At 64.5% G+C, this 18,690-nt stretch carries 21 protein-coding genes and 2 pseudogenes; 17 read left to right on the forward strand and 6 right to left on the reverse strand.

Annotation, left to right across the window (positions count from 1 at the left end; genetic code table 11):
• Positions 1–65: 65 nt before the first annotated feature.
• The 3 genes and pseudogenes from J8G26_RS16660 to J8G26_RS16670 form a co-directional block, all read right to left on the reverse strand.
• Positions 66–222 (reverse strand): annotated as a pseudogene (locus J8G26_RS16660) (transposase domain-containing protein); the annotation flags it as partial.
• Positions 223–235: 13 nt separating this feature from the next.
• Positions 236–637: a hypothetical protein gene (locus J8G26_RS16665; RefSeq protein ID WP_210570267.1), complete on the reverse strand. Its 402-nt coding sequence runs from the start codon at positions 635–637 to the stop codon at positions 236–238.
• A gap of 126 nt (positions 638–763) precedes the next feature.
• A complete protein-coding gene (locus J8G26_RS16670) occupies positions 764–994 on the reverse strand; it encodes a hypothetical protein (RefSeq protein WP_210570269.1) in 231 nt (76 codons plus the stop codon).
• 157 nt (positions 995–1,151) lie between these two features.
• Between J8G26_RS16670 and J8G26_RS16675 the strand changes: the two are divergent.
• The 11 genes and pseudogenes from J8G26_RS16675 to J8G26_RS16725 form a co-directional block, all read left to right on the forward strand.
• Positions 1,152–1,382, forward strand: a pseudogene (locus tag J8G26_RS16675) (integrase core domain-containing protein); the annotation flags it as partial.
• 120 nt (positions 1,383–1,502) lie between these two features.
• A complete protein-coding gene (locus J8G26_RS16680; protein ID WP_210570271.1) occupies positions 1,503–1,907 on the forward strand; it encodes a MerR family DNA-binding transcriptional regulator in 405 nt (134 codons plus the stop codon).
• Between the two features lie 120 nt (positions 1,908–2,027).
• Complete coding sequence (locus tag J8G26_RS16685; protein ID WP_210570328.1) at positions 2,028–2,411, forward strand: PaaI family thioesterase; 384 nt, start codon at positions 2,028–2,030, stop codon at positions 2,409–2,411.
• A gap of 39 nt (positions 2,412–2,450) precedes the next feature.
• Complete coding sequence (locus tag J8G26_RS16690; protein WP_087743679.1) at positions 2,451–3,641, forward strand: isovaleryl-CoA dehydrogenase; 1,191 nt, start codon at positions 2,451–2,453, stop codon at positions 3,639–3,641.
• Positions 3,642–3,671: 30 nt separating this feature from the next.
• On the forward strand, positions 3,672–4,331 hold the full coding sequence (gene can, locus J8G26_RS16695) for a carbonate dehydratase (RefSeq protein ID WP_087743681.1): 660 nt from the start codon (positions 3,672–3,674) through the stop codon (positions 4,329–4,331).
• A gap of 57 nt (positions 4,332–4,388) precedes the next feature.
• Positions 4,389–6,194, forward strand: coding sequence for a bifunctional isocitrate dehydrogenase kinase/phosphatase (gene aceK, locus J8G26_RS16700; protein WP_210570273.1), 1,806 nt, complete (start codon positions 4,389–4,391; stop codon positions 6,192–6,194).
• Between the two features lie 68 nt (positions 6,195–6,262).
• Positions 6,263–7,456, forward strand: a complete 1,194-nt coding sequence (locus J8G26_RS16705) for an acetyl-CoA C-acyltransferase (protein WP_210570275.1) — start codon at positions 6,263–6,265, stop codon at positions 7,454–7,456.
• Between the two features lie 123 nt (positions 7,457–7,579).
• Complete coding sequence (locus tag J8G26_RS16710; protein WP_232476472.1) at positions 7,580–7,756, forward strand: DUF695 domain-containing protein; 177 nt, start codon at positions 7,580–7,582, stop codon at positions 7,754–7,756.
• Positions 7,757–7,769: 13 nt separating this feature from the next.
• On the forward strand, positions 7,770–8,402 hold the full coding sequence (locus J8G26_RS16715; protein WP_210570277.1) for a pyridoxamine 5'-phosphate oxidase family protein: 633 nt from the start codon (positions 7,770–7,772) through the stop codon (positions 8,400–8,402).
• A 99-nt stretch (positions 8,403–8,501) separates the two neighbouring features.
• A complete protein-coding gene (locus tag J8G26_RS16720) occupies positions 8,502–9,170 on the forward strand; it encodes an SDR family oxidoreductase (protein WP_087743690.1) in 669 nt (222 codons plus the stop codon).
• 40 nt (positions 9,171–9,210) lie between these two features.
• Entirely contained in the window at positions 9,211–10,341 is a 1,131-nt protein-coding gene (locus J8G26_RS16725) for an acyl-CoA dehydrogenase family protein (RefSeq protein ID WP_210570279.1), read from the forward strand.
• An 83-nt stretch (positions 10,342–10,424) separates the two neighbouring features.
• Here J8G26_RS16725 and J8G26_RS16730 read toward each other — a convergent pair whose 3' ends face one another.
• The gene (locus tag J8G26_RS16730) at positions 10,425–10,895 is read right to left on the reverse strand and encodes a YetF domain-containing protein (RefSeq protein ID WP_210570281.1); all 471 of its coding nucleotides are present in this window, start codon (positions 10,893–10,895) and stop codon (positions 10,425–10,427) included.
• 101 nt (positions 10,896–10,996) lie between these two features.
• Between J8G26_RS16730 and J8G26_RS16735 the strand changes: the two genes are divergently transcribed.
• The 3 genes from J8G26_RS16735 (at position 10,997) to J8G26_RS16745 (ending at position 12,907) form a co-directional block, all read left to right on the forward strand.
• On the forward strand, positions 10,997–11,425 hold the full coding sequence (locus J8G26_RS16735) for a YchJ family metal-binding protein (protein ID WP_210570283.1): 429 nt from the start codon (positions 10,997–10,999) through the stop codon (positions 11,423–11,425).
• 49 nt (positions 11,426–11,474) lie between these two features.
• Positions 11,475–12,137: an HAD family phosphatase gene (locus J8G26_RS16740; RefSeq protein WP_210570285.1), complete on the forward strand. Its 663-nt coding sequence runs from the start codon at positions 11,475–11,477 to the stop codon at positions 12,135–12,137.
• Between the two features lie 74 nt (positions 12,138–12,211).
• Positions 12,212–12,907, forward strand: coding sequence for a DUF4197 domain-containing protein (locus J8G26_RS16745; protein WP_210570287.1), 696 nt, complete (start codon positions 12,212–12,214; stop codon positions 12,905–12,907).
• A gap of 72 nt (positions 12,908–12,979) precedes the next feature.
• On the opposite strand, the gene J8G26_RS16750 is transcribed toward J8G26_RS16745, so the two are convergent.
• Together J8G26_RS16750 and J8G26_RS16755 are read right to left on the reverse strand one after the other, a co-directional pair.
• Positions 12,980–14,617: an AMP-binding protein gene (locus J8G26_RS16750; RefSeq protein ID WP_210570289.1), complete on the reverse strand. Its 1,638-nt coding sequence runs from the start codon at positions 14,615–14,617 to the stop codon at positions 12,980–12,982.
• Between the two features lie 129 nt (positions 14,618–14,746).
• Positions 14,747–15,841, reverse strand: a complete 1,095-nt coding sequence (locus tag J8G26_RS16755) for an AraC family transcriptional regulator (protein ID WP_210570295.1) — start codon at positions 15,839–15,841, stop codon at positions 14,747–14,749.
• 255 nt (positions 15,842–16,096) lie between these two features.
• Between J8G26_RS16755 and J8G26_RS16760 the strand changes: the two genes are divergently transcribed.
• The 3 genes from J8G26_RS16760 to J8G26_RS16770 are packed head-to-tail and all read left to right on the forward strand — an operon-like array spanning position 16,097 to position 18,687.
• Positions 16,097–17,716: a carboxyl transferase domain-containing protein gene (locus tag J8G26_RS16760; protein WP_210570297.1), complete on the forward strand. Its 1,620-nt coding sequence runs from the start codon at positions 16,097–16,099 to the stop codon at positions 17,714–17,716.
• Between the two features lie 17 nt (positions 17,717–17,733).
• Positions 17,734–17,898: a hypothetical protein gene (locus tag J8G26_RS16765; RefSeq protein WP_210570299.1), complete on the forward strand. Its 165-nt coding sequence runs from the start codon at positions 17,734–17,736 to the stop codon at positions 17,896–17,898.
• A 3-nt stretch (positions 17,899–17,901) separates the two neighbouring features.
• Entirely contained in the window at positions 17,902–18,687 is a 786-nt protein-coding gene (locus J8G26_RS16770; RefSeq protein WP_210570302.1) for an enoyl-CoA hydratase/isomerase family protein, read from the forward strand.
• The last annotated feature ends 3 nt before the right edge of the window (positions 18,688–18,690 follow it).

The following is an 18,690-nucleotide window of genomic DNA, read 5'->3' on the forward strand; positions in this document are numbered from 1 at the left end:
CGCACCTCTCTCAAATCGCCCCACATCCGCAATCGGGCGAATTCAGCCCTTGCGCACCATCGGCGCTACGCGGTAGCAGTAGGCGGCAGCCAGATGTGCGGCAGCAGTTGGTCGATGTCGCGGGCCTTGTGGGTGGGCAGCCGCGTGAGCACGTCTTTCAGATACGCGTAGGGATCGTGCCCATTGAGTTTGGCCGACTACGCCGACCGCCGACCGCCGACCGCCGACCGCCGAACTATGCCGAATGGGCTCGCTTCTTCCTAAATTCTCCGTAGCGGTGTTTGTCAAGATAGTTGTCCACTTTTTCAAGCCGCTTGCTGCCAGAATTCGTTGTTCTGTTGCTGCGGCCGGTCTGGGTTGAGCCATACCCTGCGATGAGTGCCCAGTTGCGTACAGCACGGCCACGCCAACGTTCAGGCATGGCCTTTTTGGCTGCCTCATAAACGCTCGCACGTTGTGCCAGCAGCCCTCTATCGAGATTGGCATGGCGCTGCACGGGCGTTGCGCAGGCAAACACACAGATGGAGGCGGCCATGGCCGAGACGAAGACCTGGGCGCGGGCGCCGTCGCTCAGCGCCACCGTGGAGCCGGCGTAGTCGACGAACATCTTCTCCTCGGCGCACCGGTGCTGGCGCATCGAGCGCTTGAGCGTGGCAGCGAAGGCCCTGTAGTGCTCGCAGAACTGCGTGTAGCGCTAGGTGCGACTTTGCGGGTGGGCTTGCCGTATTCCTGCCACAGCAGCATCAGGGTGACGCCCTTGCGATCAAGCATCACGGTGGATGCGGCCCAAGTCGGGCACGACGATGGGCAGCGAAGCCGCTGAGCGCGGCTGAAGGGCTGTCGAGAGCTGCTGTTCGCTCCAGTTTTGAACTGTGTCCCAGTCCAGGCCGACGGCGGTGGCCAGCCCGACGCCCTTGGATATCTTCAACGTGGCGGCGACTTGCTCGTGCGAGAGCTGCGCGTGCCACTTCAGGCGGAGAACATCTTTGATCATGCGTAGAGAGCGTTGTTGCTTGGGCATCAGCGGCTCGAGGGCAAAAAAGCCGTCGAGGGTAGGGGACCCGGGGTTACGTTCTCTACGCAGCACTGCCGGCGGGACCAGTGCCCTTGTTATGGGGCACTGTCACGGCGGTCACGATAAGCCGAAATACACACGCAAGGGGAACTGTTGGGAGAACGCACCGACCGAGAGCTTCTGGGGCCGGCTGAAAACAGCCAGCGTACATGGGTGCAAATTCGCTACCCGTGAGCAGGCCAGGCAGGCGGTGATGGCCCTGATGGCCTTCTACAATCACCGCAGGCTGCATTCGTCGCTGGGCTACCTCAGCCCGATGCAGTACGAGCAGCGCTGGCACGAGGCACAGCGTAAAAAGGCCGCGTGAACCGTGGGTTAAGAGCTACACGAAACAGGGGCAAGGTCTCTTGTCCAAAATTTGCAACGCAGCACTACTCCACTATGGCTCCTNTCTTGTCCAAAATTTGCAACGCAGCACTACTCCACTATGGCTCCTACCTACACCATCAGCGATCTTGCTAAAGAGTTTGATCTCACCACGCGCGCCATACGTTTTTACGAAGACATGGGCCTATTGCAGCCCGCGCGCAACGGGCCGGCTGGTCGAAATCGGGTATACAGCGCAAGGGACCGCACACGGCTGCGCCTAACGTTGCGTGCCAAGCGCCTGGGGTTGTCACTGAGCGAGGCCAAGGAAATCATTGACCTCTATGACAGCCCACGCGATACGGGCGTCCAATTGCGCAAATTCCTCGATGTGCTGGTGGTTCACCGCCGACAGCTGGAAGACCAGATGGCCGACCTGCGTGCAAATCTGGAAGAGGTGCAGGAGCATGAAAAAGAAGCCCGTGACCTGTTGCTGAAAATGGAAAAAAAAATCGCTGATAATTGACGTTTACGTAAACGTAATGGTTCATCAAAGCAAGGAGACCGCGTGAGTACCACCCCCTTCGATGTCCAGACAAAAACCTATGCCGAACGCGTGCATGAAAGTTTTGCGCGCCAAGGGGCCATGCAGACGCTTGGCGCTCGGCTGGGGATTGTTGCTCCCGGCGCTGTCAACATCGAACTGGATTGGGCAGCAGGTCTCACTCAGCAGCATGGCTTTCTGCACGCGGGGATGGTAGCCACCGCCCTGGATTCCGCTTGTGGATACGCAGGATTGACCTTGATGGCCGAAGATGCAGCCGTTCTCACCATCGAATTCAAGATCAACCTGCTGGCACCGGCGCGCGGCGAGCGCTTTCGCATGGAGGGTCGGGTGCTCAAGCCGGGCCGCACGATCACCGTCTGCGAAGGACGCGCTTTCGCGCTGGAGGGTCCGAGGGAAAAGCTGGTCGCCACCATGGGCTGCACGCTGATGGCGGTCACTGGCCGCGAAAACATCCGCCACTGAACCCCGATTCCATTCCATTGATCCGAGGAGACATCCCCCATGAGCATTCCCGCCAACATTCCAGGCCTCAATTTCCAGTTGGGAGACGACGTCGACGCACTGCGCGACGCGGTCCGCGATTTTGCGCAGGCGGAAATTACGCCACGCGCCGCAGAAATCGACCGTTCCGACCAGTTCCCGATGGATCTGTGGCGCAAGATGGGTGACCTCGGCGTGCTCGGCATCACCGTACCCGAACAGTATGGCGGCGCGGCCATGGGCTACCTGGCTCACATGGTCGCCATGGAAGAAATCTCGCGCGCCAGCGCGTCGGTAGGTTTGTCCTATGGCGCCCACAGCAACCTGTGCGTGAACCAGATCAACCGTAACGGCAACGAGGCACAAAAGGCCAAGTACCTGCCCAAGCTCATCAGCGGAGAGCACGTGGGCGCGCTGGCCATGAGCGAACCCGGCGCGGGCTCGGACGTGATCAGCATGAAGCTCAAGGCCGAGGACAAAGGCGGCTACTACCTGCTCAACGGCAGCAAGATGTGGATCACCAATGGCCCCGATGCCGACACCCTGGTGGTGTATGCCAAGACCGAGCCTGAAATGGGTGCGCGCGGCGTCACGGCCTTCCTGATCGAGAAGGGCATGAAGGGCTTCTCCATTGCGCAAAAGCTGGACAAGCTGGGCATGCGCGGCAGCCACACGGGCGAACTGGTCTTCCAAGACGTGGAAGTGCCCGCAGAAAACGTGCTGGGCGGCGTGAACAACGGTGCCAAGGTGCTCATGAGTGGCCTGGACTACGAACGCGCGGTGCTGACCGGCGGCCCGCTGGGCATCATGCAGTCCGTGATGGACAACGTGATCCCTTACATTCACGACCGCAAGCAGTTTGGCCAGAGCATTGGCGAGTTCCAGCTCATCCAGGGCAAGGTGGCCGACATGTACACCGTGCTGCAGGCAGGCCGTTCGTTTGCCTACACTGTGGCCAAGAACCTCGACATGCTCGGCACCGACCATGTGCGCCAGGTGCGCAAGGACTGCGCCAGCGTGATTCTGTGGTGTGCCGAAAAGGCCACCTGGATGGCGGGAGAAGGTGTGCAGGTGTTTGGTGGCAACGGCTACATCAATGAGTACCCGCTGGGCCGCCTGTGGCGCGATGCCAAGCTCTATGAAATTGGCGCCGGCACCAGCGAGATCCGCCGCATGCTGATTGGCCGCGAGCTGTTTGCCGAGACTTGCTGAGTTCCCGCTTTGCACTAACCAAAGGACAACATGCCCTCATCGATCGACGATCTGTTTGTTCACAACCGCGCCTGGGCGGCCCAGATGGAGCGCGAGCGCCCTGGTTTTTTCACAGGTTTGCTGGCCCAGCAAAAGCCCAAGTACATGTGGATCGGCTGCTCGGACAGCCGCGTGCCAGCCAACCAGATCACGGGCCTGGAGCCCGGTGAAATTTTCGTCCACCGTAACGTGGCCAATGTGGTCGTGCCGACCGATCTGAACTGCCTGTCCACCATCCAGTACGCGGTGGACCAGTTGCACATCGAGCACCTGATGGTGGTGGGCCACTATGGCTGCGGCGGGGTGTTGGCGGCACTGGAGGGCACGCGTGTGGGGCTGGCCGACAACTGGATCCGCCATGTGCAGGACGTGCGCGACCGCCACCGCGACCTGATTGCGGCCACGGCGCCCGAGTGGCGCCACGATGTGCTGTGCGAGCTCAACGCCATCGAGCAGGTCGTCAACATCGCCCAGACCACGGTGATGCTGGACGCCTGGGGCCGGGGCCAGAAGGTCACGCTGCATAGCTGGTGCTATGGGCTCAAAGATGGCCTCATCAACAACCTGCACATGTCCGTGGACAGCACCCAAGGTCTGGACTCGCTGTACAAGGCGGCGATTGCAGGGGTGGCTGCTGCCAAGCGGCAGTAGGCAGGCCGCCACGGCACCCGCTTTGCGACGGTTGCGCTGACGAAGAAGCCCGCCACCATGTTTCCTCAGCGCCTTGATGCCCCCCAGGCCTACGGCATCGCCAAGGCCATGATGGATGGCTTCAACCGCCATTACCGGCTGTTTCGCACCGAGTCCGCTCGGGCCAAGCATCGCTTTGAAACCGGCGACTGGCATGGCCAGCAGCGGGCGCAGCGCGAGCGCATCGAGTTTTACGACCTGCGCGTGAAGGAGTGTGTGCGCCGGCTGGAGAAGGAGTTCGGCGCGGGCGCACAGCCCATGGACGTGTGGCACCAGATCAAGCTGCATTACATCGGGCTGCTGGTCAACCACCACCAGCCCGAGCTGGCCGAGACCTTTTTCAACTCGGTCACCACCAAAATCCTGCACCGCACGCATTTCCACAACGATTTCATCTTCGTGCGGCCTGCGGTCAGCACCGAATACATCGAGAACGACGAGCCCGCTGCGCGCCCTACCTACCGCGCCTATTACCCGTCGCGGGACACGCTGGGTGAAACGTTTCAGACCATCATCGAGAACTTCCGGCTCCAGCGCGAATTCGCCAACCTGCCGCGCGACACCGCCTGTGTGGTGGATGCCATGCGCAGCCGTCTGGACAAGGTCAAGCTGCGCACCAACTTCCAGATCCAAGTGCTCGCCAGCCTGTTCTTTCGCAACAAGGGCGCCTATGTGGTGGGCAAGATCATCAACGGTTTCAGCGAACTGCCGTTTGCCCTGCCCATCCTGCACGACGATGTTGGCCGCCTGTTCATCGACGCCGCGCTGTTTGGCGAAGACGACATGCAGATGCTGTTCAGCTTTGCCCGGGCCTACTTCATGGTGGACATGGAGGTGCCCAGCGCCTACGTGCAGTTTTTGCGCAGCCTCATGCCGCGCAAGCCGCGCGCCGAAATTTACAACGCGCTGGGCCTGGCCAAGCAGGGCAAGACGCTGTTTTATCGCGACTTTCTTTATCACCTGAAACATTCCAGCGACCAGTTCCGCATCGCGCCCGGCATCAAGGGCATGGTGATGCTGGTGTTCGACCTGCCGAGCTTTCCGTTCGTGTTCAAGCTCATCAAGGACTACTTCCCGCCGCCCAAGGACACCACGCGTGAGCAGATCAAGGCCAAGTATTTGCTGGTCAAGCAGCACGACCGCGTGGGCCGCATGGCCGACACGCTGGAATACAGCGAAGTGGCCTTCCCGCGCGACCGGTTTGATGATGCGCTGATTGCCGAGATCGAGAAGTTCGCCCCCAGCCAGCTCGAAATTAGCGACCGCGATGGTGACGGCCAGACCGAGGTCATCATCAAGCACCTGTACATCGAGCGGCGCATGATCCCGCTCAACATCTATTTGCAGGAAGCCTTCGACACCGGCCTGTCAGACCCGCGCGCCCACCAGCAGATGGAGCGCAGCGTGATCGAATATGGCAACGCCATCAAGGACCTGGTGGCCGCCAACATCTTCCCCGGCGACATGCTCTGGAAGAACTTCGGCGTCACGCGCAACGGCAAGGTCGTGTTTTACGACTACGACGAGATCGAATACCTTACCGACTGCAACTTCCGCCGCGTGCCCACGCCACGCAACGAAGAGGAAGAAATGAGCGGCGAGGTCTGGTACAGCGTGGGCCCGCGCGATGTGTTCCCCGAGACCTTTGGTCCCTTTCTGCTGGGTAACGACGCTGTGCGCAAGGTGTTCATGCAGCACCACGCCGACCTGCTCGACGCTGCATTCTGGCAGTCGCACAAGGAGCGCATCCAGGCCGGTCAGATGCTCGATGTGTTCCCCTACGACACGGAGCGGCGCTTTGCACAGGGCACTGCGGCTGGCTGACCTCTCGCCAAGCCCCGGTTTTCCACCCTCCCACTTTTCCTCTAACCATTACCCAGGAGACCTTCACCATGTCCACGACCATCCAAGACCCCATCGTCATCGTCGGCGCCGCACGCACCCCCATGGGCTCGCTGCAGGGCGACTTTTCCAGCTTGGCCGCGCACGACCTGGGCGGTGCCGCCATCAAGGCCGCCATGGATCGCGCCGGTGTGTTGCCCGATGCCGTCGGCGAGGTGCTGTTCGGCAACTGCCTGATGGCCGGCCAGGGCCAGGCGCCTGCGCGCCAGGCAGCCTTCAAGGGCGGGCTGCCCAAGGGCGCGGGCGCCGTCACGCTGTCCAAGATGTGCGGCTCGGGCATGAAGGCCGCGATGATGGCGCACGACATGCTGCTGGCCGGCACACACGACGTGATGGTGGCGGGCGGCATGGAGAGCATGACCAACGCCCCCTACCTGCTGCAAAAGGGCCGCGGCGGCTACCGCCTGGGCCACGACCGCATTTTTGACCACATGATGCTCGACGGCCTGGAGGATGCCTATGAGCCCGGCCGTTCCATGGGTACCTTCGGTGAAGACTGCGCCGCCAAATACCAGTTCACGCGCGAGCAGCAGGACGCGTTTGCCACCGCCAGCGTGCAGCGTGCCAAGGCGGCCACCGAGTCCGGCGCGTTCGCGGCCGAGATCGTGCCGGTGACGGTGAAAGACCGCAGCGGCGAGCGCGTGGTGTCGGTGGACGAAGGCCCCGGCAAGGTCAAGCTCGACAAGATCCCCACGCTCAAGCCCGCCTTCAAGAAGGACGGCACCATCACCGCCGCCTCCAGCTCCAGCATCAATGACGGCGCTGCCGCGCTGGTGATGATGCGCGCATCCACTGCCCAAAAGCTCGGTTGCAAGCCCCTGGCCCGCATCGTGAGCCACGCCACGCACGCGCAAGAGCCCGAGTGGTTTGCCACCGCCCCGCTGGGCGCCACGCAAAAGGCGCTGGCCAAGGCCGGCTGGGCCGTGGGCGATGTGCAGTTGTGGGAAATCAACGAAGCCTTCGCCGTGGTGCCCATGGCGCTCATGCAAGAGCTGGACCTGCCGCACGACAAGGTCAACGTGAACGGCGGCGCCTGCGCCCTGGGCCACCCCATCGGCGCCAGCGGTGCGCGCATCATGGTCACGCTGATGTATGCACTCAAGGCACGCGGCTTGACCAAGGGCCTGGCCACGCTGTGTATCGGCGGTGGCGAGGCCACGGCGGTGGCGCTGGAACTCGTTTGATGCGATAGGGAGATGGGATGATTTGGCTCTTTTCACCAAGACTGTGACGACTGCACCATCTCCCGAGATCACTGCCTTTGGGCGCGATTTGCCGCGTTGCTGGAGCTGCCGCAGCTGGGCATCATGGCCTCCACCATGACCCGCGCAGGCCGTCGCAAGGCGGTGTACTACGTGGGTGACGAGCAACTCGCCAAACAGGCGCTGGCGCCCTTGCTGCTGCACGACGAGGCCGCGTCGCTGGCGTTGAGCATCACCTACGACCCGGCATGGTCCGGCTATTTTGAATTCGCAGCCCATTGACCCGGAAGCAACCATGATCGAAACCCTCGAACAATTGCGTACCCTGTATGCCGCCCCCGGCGAGCGGGCCCTGCGCAAGCAACAGCCGCAGCTGGATGTGCACTGTCAGCGCTTCATTGCCCTGTCGCCGTTCTGTGTGGTGGCCAGTGGCGGAGCCCATGGTGCGTTGCTCGATGCCTCGCCACGCGGCGGCGCGCCGGGGTTTGTGAAGTCGCCCGGCCCGCACACCCTGCTGCTGCCCGATGCGGGGGGCAACAACCGGCTCGACACCCTGACCAACCTGCTTGACGACCCGCGCATCGGTGTGCTGTTCATGATTCCGGGCGTGGACGAAACCCTGCGGGTGAACGGCACCGCGCGCCTGCGCGACGAGGCGCAGTACACCGACTTCTTCACCGCCGAGCGCCAGCGCCCAAAAATAGTGATCGAAGTGCGCGTGGCCGAGGCGTATCTGCACTGCTCCAAGGCTTTCATGCGCTCGCGGCTGTGGTCGGCCGATGCGCAGGTGGACCGCGCAGCGCTGCCCACCATGGGCCAGATGATTCACGACCAGATGGGCCTCGCCACCGAGCCGGAGTCGCAGGTCGCCATGCTGCAGCGCTATCGCGCCCAACTGGCGCAAGAGCAGCAGCTCGGTGACGCCTGATGGTGTCGATGTTGAAGTTGATGTTGAATGCTTCTATTTTGATAGCTGCTGGCGCTTGACGGATAAGCGCTAGAGCCCTATTTCATTCAAATTTTACCCATGAAATCCATACTTGTTATCGGCGCGTCGCGCGGCATCGGGCTGGAGCTGGTGCGCCAGTACACCGAGGCGGGCCGCCGCGTGATTGCCACCGTGCGCGACGACGCTGGCCGCGAGCGCGTGCAGGCCCTGGGGGCCGAGGCGCTGACCGTGGACGTGGTCAACCCTGCCAGCGTGAGCGGGCTGGCCTGGCAGCTGGATGGCGAGAAGATCGAGACTGCCTGGTATGTGGCGGGTGTCATCCGCCGCCCCAACGCGCTCACGCCGCCCACGCAGCAAGACTTTGACGCCGTCATGCACACCAACGTGCTGGGCGCCATGCAGACGCTGCCGCAGGTCGCGCCCCTGGTGGCCGATGCGCAGGGCGTGTTCGCGTTCCTGTCCTCGTCCATGTCGCAGATTGGCAGCGTGCCCAACAGCGGTTCGTGGCTGTACCGCACCAGCAAAGCCGCGTTGAACATGGCGGTGGCTGCAGCCCAGCATGACTACCCCAACGCCACGCTCATCACCATCGACCCCGGCTGGGTCCAGACCGACATGGGCGGCGAAGGCGCTGCGCTGACCGTGCAAGACAGCGTGCGCGGCTTGCGCGCCACCGTGGCGGGGGTGACTGCCGCCGACAAGGGCCGTCTGCTGCACCACGACGGTCGCCGCGCCGCGCACTGGTGAATTTTTTGACGAACAACGAATACAAGCCGGAGACAACACGATGCTGCTGACCCAAGACCAGGAAATGATCCGCGACGCAGTGCGCGACTTTGCGCAAGAGCAAATCGCGCCCCACGCCGCGCGGTGGGACAAGGAACACCACTTCCCCAAAGACGTGCACCAGGGCCTGGCGGCGCTGGGCGCTTACGGCATCTGCGTGCCCGAAGAATTTGGCGGTGCCAACCTCGACTACCTCACGCTCGCGCTGGTGCTCGAAGAAATCGCGGCCGGAGATGGCGGCACCAGCACCGCCATCAGCGTGACCAACTGCCCCGTCAACGCCATCCTCATGCGCTACGGCAACGTCCAGCAAAAGCGCGACTGGCTCACGCCCCTGGCCCAAGGCCAGATGCTGGGCGCGTTCTGTCTGACCGAGCCGCATGTGGGCTCGGACGCTTCCGCGCTGCGCACCACGGCGGTGAAGCAAGGCGATGAATATGTGATCAACGGCGTCAAGCAGTTCATCACCAGCGGCCAAAACGGCCAGGTCGCCATCGTCATCGCCGTCACCGACAAGGGTGCGGGCAAAAAGGGCATGAGCGCCTTCCTCGTGCCCACCAACAACCCCGGCTATGTGGTCGCGCGGCTCGAAGACAAACTGGGCCAGCACAGCAGCGACACGGCGCAGATCCACTTCGACAACTGCCGCATCCCGGCCGAGAACCTCATCGGCGCCGAGGGCGAGGGCTACAAGATTGCCCTGGGTGCGCTCGAAGGCGGGCGCATCGGCATCGCCGCGCAAAGCGTGGGCATGGCGCGCAGCGCGTTCGATGCGGCGCTGGCCTATTCGAAAGAGCGCGAGAGCTTTGGCACCGCCATCTTCCACCACCAGGCCGTGGGCTTTCGCCTGGCCGACTGCGCCACGCAGATCGAAGCCGCGCGCCAGCTCATCTGGCACGCCGCCGCGCTGCGCGACGCGGGCCGCCCGTGCCTGAAGGAAGCCGCCATGGCCAAGCTGTTTGCCAGCGAGATGGCCGAGCGCGTGTGCAGCGCCGCCATCCAGACCCTGGGCGGCTACGGCGTGGTGAGCGACTTCCCGGTGGAGCGCATCTACCGCGACGTGCGGGTGTGCCAGATCTACGAAGGCACCAGCGACGTGCAGAAGATCATCATTCAGCGGGCGCTGGTGTAATCGATTTTGCTATTGAATATATAGCTAATGGCGCTTTACCCATAAGCGCTAGAGCCGATAATTTGCCTAAAATACGGCTGCCCTCATCCCCGGCGCTTGAGCACCACCGTGATTTGCCCGTTGGTCTCGATGGTGGCGCGCTCCACCTCGTGCGCATGCAGGCAGCCGCCCGCGCGCAGGGATGCCTCCACGTCGTCGCGGGTCAGCAGCTCCTTGCGCATCAGCGCCTGGTTGAGCTGGCCCTGCTCGATCAACACCTGGGCCTTGCCATCCACCCAGCGCCCCACGCGCGGGAAGTGAAAGGCCAGCCGTGCCAGTGCCACATGGCACAGCATCAGCGTGCTGGCCGAGATCAGCCCGCCCACCAGCGAGTTGTCGCCCGCGTTCATCGAGTTCTGCACCGCGTTCGACAGGATCAGCAGCAAGATCAGGTCGAAGGGTTCGTACTGACCCGTCTGGCGCTTGCCCGACAGGCGCAAAAACACCAGCAGGAACAGATAGACCGCCACCCCGCGCAGCACAAACTCCCACCACGGCACGCTCATCGAGAACATCGGCATCTCCTTCGATCACCTTCGTCTTGGGCGGCGGCTGCCGCGCAGGCTGCAGTCTACGTTCAATAATCGACCGGTTTATTTGCCAAAGCCGCCACGCCATGCCCCAGCCCACGCCCACCTTGCCATGCCCCTGCGGCGCCCTGTTGCCGCAGCGCAAACCGCTGGCCTATGCCGACTGCTGCGGCCGTTATGTGGAGCATTTCGACACCACACCCGCGCCCGATGCCGAGCGCCTGATGCGCTCGCGCTACAGCGCCTTCGTGCTGCAGCGGCGCGATTATTTGCTGGCCACCTGGCACGCCAGCCAGCGTCCGGCCACGCTGGAGTTCGAGCCCGGCGCGCACTGGCTGGGCCTTGCGGTGCGCAGCCAGCGCGTGCTGGATGCCGACCACGCCGAGGTCGAGTTCGTCGCCCGCTACCGCACAGCCGGGCTGGGCACGGGCGGGCGTGCCGTGCGCCTGCATGAGCGCAGCCGCTTCGTGCGCGAGGCCGGGCGCTGGTATTACGTGGACGATGACAGCCGTTGATTTGAAGCCAAAATGGCCCGTAGCCCTTATTGATAAAGCGCTAATAGCTATGAAATTTGAAGCAATCTTGTTCGACTGCGACGGTGTGCTGGTGGACAGCGAGCCCATCACCAACGGCGTGCTCTGCGCCATGCTCAACGAGGCCGGCTGGGCGCTGGCGCCCGCAGATTGCATGCGCCTGTTCATCGGCAAGACGGTGCGCAGCGAGGCCGCGCGCATCGAAGCGCACACCGGCCGCCCGCTGACCGACGCCTGGATGGCGCAGTTCTACGCCCGCCGCAATGCGCGGCTGGAGGCTGAGTTGCAGGCCATCGCGGGTGCGGTCGATGCCGTGCGCGCCGTGCATGCGCGGCTGGGCGGGCGCATCGCCTGCGCCTCGGGCGCCGACCGCTTCAAGGTCGAGATGCAGCTGGAAAAAGTGGGCCTGGCGCCGTACTTTGCCGGCCGCATCTTCAGTGGCCACGAAATGCCGGCCACCAAGCCCGCGCCCGACGTGTACCTGGCGGCCGCCGCCGCCGTGGGCGTGCCGCCCGCGCGCTGCCTGGTGGTTGAAGACACGGTCACCGGCGTTGCCGCTGGCGTGGCCGCGGGCGCCACGGTGGTGGGCTACTGCCCTTCGCCCGTGGGCCACGGCTCGCCCGAGGCACTGCGCGCGGCGGGCGCCCGGCATGTGATGGCCGACATGGGCGAGCTGCTGGCGCTGCTCGGTTAGGCGCCGCATTGCCACGCCGGGTGCACAAGCGGCACACTGAGGGTGGTTTTTCGTTTTTTTCCAAGGAGCCTTCCATGCAACGACGCCAATTCCAGACCTCCGGCCTGGCCGCCCTGATCCTCCTGGCCACCACGCGGGCGCAGGCCCTGTCGCTCGGTGACCTGAGCAATGCCGACGCCAGCAGCGGCGTGAAAGCCGCGCTGGAGCAGGGCGCGCTGGCGGCAGTGGGCCTGCTGGGCCAGAACGGCGGGTTTTTGAACAACCCCAAGGTGCGCATCCCGCTGCCGGGCTATCTGGAGGATGCCGCCAAGCTGATGAAGCGCTTCGGCCAGGGCCAGCGCATCGAAGCGCTGGAAACGTCCATCAACCGCGCCGCCGAGGCCGCCGTGCCCATGGGCAAGGACCTGCTGGTGGGCGCCGTGCGCAACATGACGGTGACCGACGCCAAGAACATCCTGGCGGGCGGCGACAAGTCGGTGACGGAGTTCTTTTCAGAAAAAACACGCGCCCCGCTGGGCCAGAAGTTTTTGCCCGTCGTCACCCAAGCCACCAGCCAGGTGGGCCTGGCCCAGCAGTACAACGCCTTTGCGGGCAAGGCGGCGGGGTTTGGTCTGGTGAAAAAAGAAGACGCGACCATCGAGCAGTACGTCACCGGCAAGACGCTGGACGGGCTCTATCTGGTGATTGGCGAGCAGGAACAGCAACTGCGCCAGAACCCGGCGGCGGCGGGCAGCGCCATCTTGAAGAAGGTGTTTGGGGCGCTGAAATAAAACTTTCAGCATCAAATGTGCTGCTAGCCCTTGTTTTAATTGGGCTAGCAGCTATTGTTTTTGAAAAAATCTTTACCCCACCTGCCGCTTCTTGAGTGCACACAAATCCACCATTCCCGCCAGCGCACGCGGGTCGCTGCCCGCCGGAAAAATGCGGTGCTTCTGGATCTTTTGTGTACCGGTGGTGGGAATCTCGTCGGCAAACCACCACCAGCCCGGCGCTTTGTAATAGGCCATTTCGCGCAGGCAGAACGCCTGCAGGGTGCGCGCCACGGTGGCGGGCGGCAGGTCGGTGGCCGCGGCGGGTTTCAGTACCACGCAGGCCAGCACCTCTTCTTCGCGAACGGCGTCGGGCACGGCCATCACGGCGGCCTGGTGCACCAGCGGGTGGGTGAGCAAGAGCGCCTCGACCTCGGCGGCGGCGATGTTCTCGCCCGAACGGCGGATGATGTTCTTGCGCCGGTCCATGAAACGCAGCATGCCGCTGGCGTCCTGCGTGACGATGTCGCCAGTGTGAAACCAGCCACCGTGCCAAGCTGCCTCGGTGGCCTCGGGGTCGTTCAGGTAGCCGCTGAAGAAGTCCTTGCGCGGTGTGGCGGCGCTGTGGCGCACCACCATTTCGCCGGGTTGGCCGGGTGGAGCTTCGGCGCCGGCTTCATCCATCACGCAGACCTCCAGCCCGGGCTCTGCACGGCCAAAGGCACGCGTGCCGACCTGGCGCGGCGCATGGTGGTCGGAGAGGACGCGCACGATCTCGGTCATGCCCCACAGCTCAATGAGCGGCAGACCAAAGCGTTCTTCGAATACCGCGTGCAACTGTGGCTCCACCCCGGCGCCGTAGCCAAAGCGCACGCCATGCGCGCGCTCGAGCGGGCTTACCGGCTGGGCCAGCAGCATGGGTACGACCACGCCCAGGTAATGCACGATGCTGGCGCGGCTCTCGCACACTTCCTGCCACCAGCGCGACGGGGCAAAGCGGTCGGTCTGCACCTGGCAGCCGCCGGTGAGCAGCATGCAATAGAACGACAGGATGGATGCGTTCACATGGAACAGCGGCAGCGGGTTGTACAGGCGCTCCTGGCCCTCGCGGATGGCCACCAGGCCGCCCCGGCGCGCATACCAGTCGCCCGCGGCCAGTTCGTAGCGGTGCGACAGCACGCAGCCCTTGGGCTGGCCGGTGGTGCCCGAGGTGTAGAGGATGCTGGCGGGCGTGTCGGCCTGCGGTTCGCCGGCCTGCGCGGGCTGCAGCGGGCCGGGCAGCGCCGCCATGTCGTCGGGCGTGGCCACGGGCGGCTGGTGGTGCGCCTCGGCCAGCGCGGCATGCACGGCGGGCAGGCGCACGGGCAGCGCCACGAGCAGGTCGATGCGCGCGTGGTCGATGAGGTAGGCCAGCTCGCGCGGGCGGTAGTCGGGGTTGATGGGCACCACGCACACGCCCAAGGTGTTCAGCGCCAGCTTGTGCAGCAGGTGCTCGGGCCGGCTTTCCAGAAACAGGCCGACGCGGTGGCCCAGGCCGTAGCCGGCGGCGCGGTAGCACTGCACGAGTGTATGCACCTGCGCGGCCGCTTCGGTGTAGCTGATCTCGCGGCCCTGCGGGTCGTAGCTGCGTGCCGGGTTGGCGGGCACGGCCAGCAGGCTGTTCGGGCCGTAGGCCGCGGCGGCGCGCGCGAAGGCGTCGCCGATGGTGGTGTGGTCGTCGATGGAGATCATGGCGTGGGCAATTGGCGTGGCAATCCAATCAGGGGTGGATGTGGACCATGGTGCAGGGCGCGGGCCAGCGGTGGCGACGGGACAGTGTAGGCATGCGGTGGATGCAATGCCTGCCACGCAGGGTGCATTTCACGCCGCCGCCCGCGCCTGGCGCCGGAACTCGGCGGGCGAATGCCCCGTCCAGCCGCGAAAGGCGCGGATGAAGCTCTTTTCGTTGACAAAGCCTGCCGCCTCGGCCACCTGCTTGATGGGGCGGTCGGTGCGGTGCAGCAAGTCCTTGGCGCGGCTCTGGCGCACCTCGTCTTTGAGGCCCTGCAGTGTGGCGCCTTCTTCCTTGAGCTGGCGGTGCAGCGTGCGCGGCGATACATGCAGCAGGTGCGCCAGGGTCTCGGCGCTGTGCAGCGGCAGGGCCGTTGCGGCATGCCCGCCTTGCCCCGCCTGCGCAGTACCCAGCAGCTGCCGCACGCGCTGCACCAGCAGGCGGTCGCGCCGGTATTGCAGCACAGTCAGGGGCAGGGCGTGCTGCAGCATCTGGCGCAAGGCTGCCTCATCGCGCCGCAGGGGCAGGGTCAGGTAGCGGTCGTCAAACGTGATGGCCGTTTGGGCCGCGCTGAAGGTGACAGGCGTGCGGAACAGCACGCCGTAGGCCTGGGCATGCGTGGGCGCAGCAAAGGCAAATTGCGCCGACTGCAGCGGGATGCGCGAATCCACAAGCCAGCACGACAGCCCCAGCACATTGCGCAGCATGGACACAAGGCAGAACTCGCGCAGCGGGCCCAGGTCGCGGGCCTCCGTAATGGAGAGCGTGGTGGTGGCAGCCTGTGAACTGAGGTGCAGTGCGATGTCCTCGGTCAGCAAGCCATGGTGGCGGCACCAGCGCGCCAGCGCTACGCCAAGGTGCGGCGCGCTGATGGACGCGCGCGCCAGCATGCCGTAGCTGCCCCAGGGCAGGCGGCGGCTGAACCAGCCCAGCGCCTCGTCGTCCAGTTCCTGCATGGCGGCGGCCGACACCTGTTCCATCTGCCATGCGGTGATGCGGGCGTGGTCGTCGTCCAGCAGTTGCGGCGCAATTTGTGCCTGGGCCAGTGCGCGGTGGGGGCTCAGCTTCCGTTGCTCGTAAGCCCGGGCGATTGCCCGCACAAAAGCAATGGGGGTGACTGCCGGCGTGTGTGCCGCCGTGAGCGGCTGCGCCGGGGAGCTCGCGCAGGGGTTAAGGGATTCCACGCTGCAGAGTGTGCCGCAGTCATGGCACGATTTGCAACCTTTGTGGCAACCTGGCTCGGAACCTGGCTTTTATGCTTGGGGGCATTCGCTGTGGCGCCCAGGCGCGCGGCTCCGGCAGCCGCGCGATGGTCGGGGCTCTGGTGCAGCGTTCCCGATGTCGGTGACAGGCTGGTGCCACAAGTGCAGGGTGCGCGACGACATCAAGGCCCCGCCCGTTCTCGTTGAACAGAAAACCGCTTGAAAGAGCACGACAGCATGACCATTCTCGACACCCAACTCAACGCCCGCTCGGCGGACTTTCTGGCCAACGCCGCCGCCATGCGCACGCTGGTGGATGACCTGCGCGCCCAGCTCGACAAGGTGGCTCAGGGTGGCAACACTGAGACGAGCAGGGCTGCCCGCGCCAAGCATGTCGCCCGTGGCAAGCTGCTGCCGCGCGAGCGCGTGCAGATGCTGCTGGACCCGGGCACGCCGTTCCTCGAACTGGCGCCGCTGGCCGCGCTGAACATGTACAACAACGACGCGCCCAGCGCGGGCCTCATCGCGGGCATTGGCCGCGTGAGCGGTGTGGACTGCATGATCGTGTGCAACGACGCCACGGTGAAGGGCGGCACCTATTACCCGCTCACCGTCAAGAAGCACCTGCGCGCGCAGGAAGTGGCGCAACAAAACCACCTGCCTTGCATCTACCTGGTGGATTCGGGCGGCGCCAACCTGCCGAATCAAGACGAGGTCTTCCCCGACCGCGACCACTTTGGCCGCATCTTCTTCAACCAGGCCAATATGAGCGCCATGGGTATCTCGCAGATTGCCGTGGTCATGGGCAGTTGCACGGCGGGCGGCGCGTATGTGCCCGCGATGAGTGACGAGTCCATCATCGTCAAGAATCAGGGCACCATCTTTTTGGGCGGCCCGCCACTGGTCAAAGCCGCCACGGGCGAGGTCGTCACCGCCGAAGACCTGGGCGGCGGTGACGTGCACACGCGCCTGTCCGGCGTGGCCGACCACCTGGCGCAGAACGACCTGCACGCACTGCAGCTGGCACGCAATGCAGTGCGCAATTTGAATAAAAACAAGGCTCTAGCGCCCGCGGATAAAGCGCCAATAGCTCCTAAATTCGCAGCAGAAGAACTCTACGGCGTGATCCCCGTAGACACGCGCAAACCCTTTGACGTGCGCGAGATCATCGCCCGCATCGTCGACGGCAGTGAGTTTGACGAGTTCAAGGCGCGCTACGGCACCACACTGGTCACGGGCTTTGCGCGCATCGAGGGCATGGCTGTGGGCATCATCGCCAACAACGGCATTTTGTTCAGCGAGTCGGCGCTCAAGGCCACGCATTTCATCGAGCTGTGCTGCCAGCGCAAGATTCCGCTCGTGTTTTTGCAGAACATCACCGGCTTCATGGTGGGCCGCAAGTACGAAAACGAAGGCATTGCCCGCAACGGCGCCAAGATGGTCACGGCCGTGGCCACGGCCAGCGTGCCCAAGTTCACCATCATCATCGGCGGCAGTTTTGGCGCGGGCAACTACGGCATGTGCGGCCGCGCGTACAGCCCCCGCTTTCTGTGGATGTGGCCCAACGCACGCATCAGCGTCATGGGCGGTGAGCAGGCGGCGGGCGTGCTGGCCACGGTGAAGCGCGATGGCATCGAGGGCAAAGGCGGGCAGTGGAGCATGGAGGAAGAAGAAGCCTTCAAGGCCCCCATCCGCCGCCAATACGAAGACCAGGGCCACCCCTACTACGCCACCGCCCGCCTGTGGGACGACGGCGTGATCGACCCCGCCGACACCCGCCGCGTGCTGGCGCTGGGCCTGGCGGCCACGCGCAACGCGCCGATCGAAGACACCAAGTTCGGTCTGTTCCGCATGTAACCGCGCCGGGATCTGCCATGGACGCTGTTGCCCACTTCACCCAACTTGCACGCTACAACGTGTGGGCCACGGCGCGCGTGCTCGATGCCGTGCGGGCGCTGCCGGATCACTGCGGCATTGACCGCGCTGGGCCAGCCCTGTCCGGAGCTGAACCTTGTCTACTTCTTGCAAAACCCGTCTAAGCCATGAGCAGCCAGAACCTTTCCATCACCCAGACCGGCGCCGTGGCGCGCATTACGCTCACGCAGCCCGAGATCCGCAACGCCTTCAGCGACGAAGTCATTGCCGAGATCACGGCTGCCTTCATGGATGTGGGCAGCCGCGCTGATGTGCGAGCTGTGGTGCTGGCAGCGGAAGGCCCTGCCTTCTGCGCCGGTGCCAACCTTAACTGGATGCGCCGCATGGCCGACTACACGCGGGACGAGAACATCGCCGACGCGGGCAAGCTGGCCGAGATGCTGCGCGTGATCTACGAATGCCCCAAGCCCACGATTGCCCGCGTGCAGGGCGATGTGTACGCGGGCGGCATGGGCCTGGTGGCCGCGTGCGACATGGTCGTGGCGGTGGACACGGCGGGCTTTTGCCTCAGCGAAGTGAAGCTGGGCCTCATCCCCGCCACCATCAGCCCCTATGTGATCCGCGCCATGGGTGCGCGCGCTGCGCACCGGTACTTTCTGACGGCCGAACGCTTTGGCGCGGCCGAAGCCTTGCGCTTTGGCTTCGTGCATGAAGTGGTGGCCGCAGACCAGCTCGACGCCAAGGTGGATGAACTGCTCAAAGCCCTGACCACCGCCAGCCCCAACGCCGTGCGCGTGTGCAAGAAGCTGGTGATGGATGTGGCAGAGCGCGAGATCAACGCCGACCTGATTGCCGCCACGGTGCAGGGCATTGCTGACATCCGCGCCAGCGACGAGGGCAAGGAAGGCGTGCAGTCGTTCCTGAACAAGCGCAAGCCGAACTGGTTGGGCTGATCG

Origin of the sequence: Acidovorax sp. JG5 (assembly GCF_017939685.1) — a bacterium.
Lineage (GTDB): Bacteria > Pseudomonadota > Gammaproteobacteria > Burkholderiales > Burkholderiaceae_C > Acidovorax.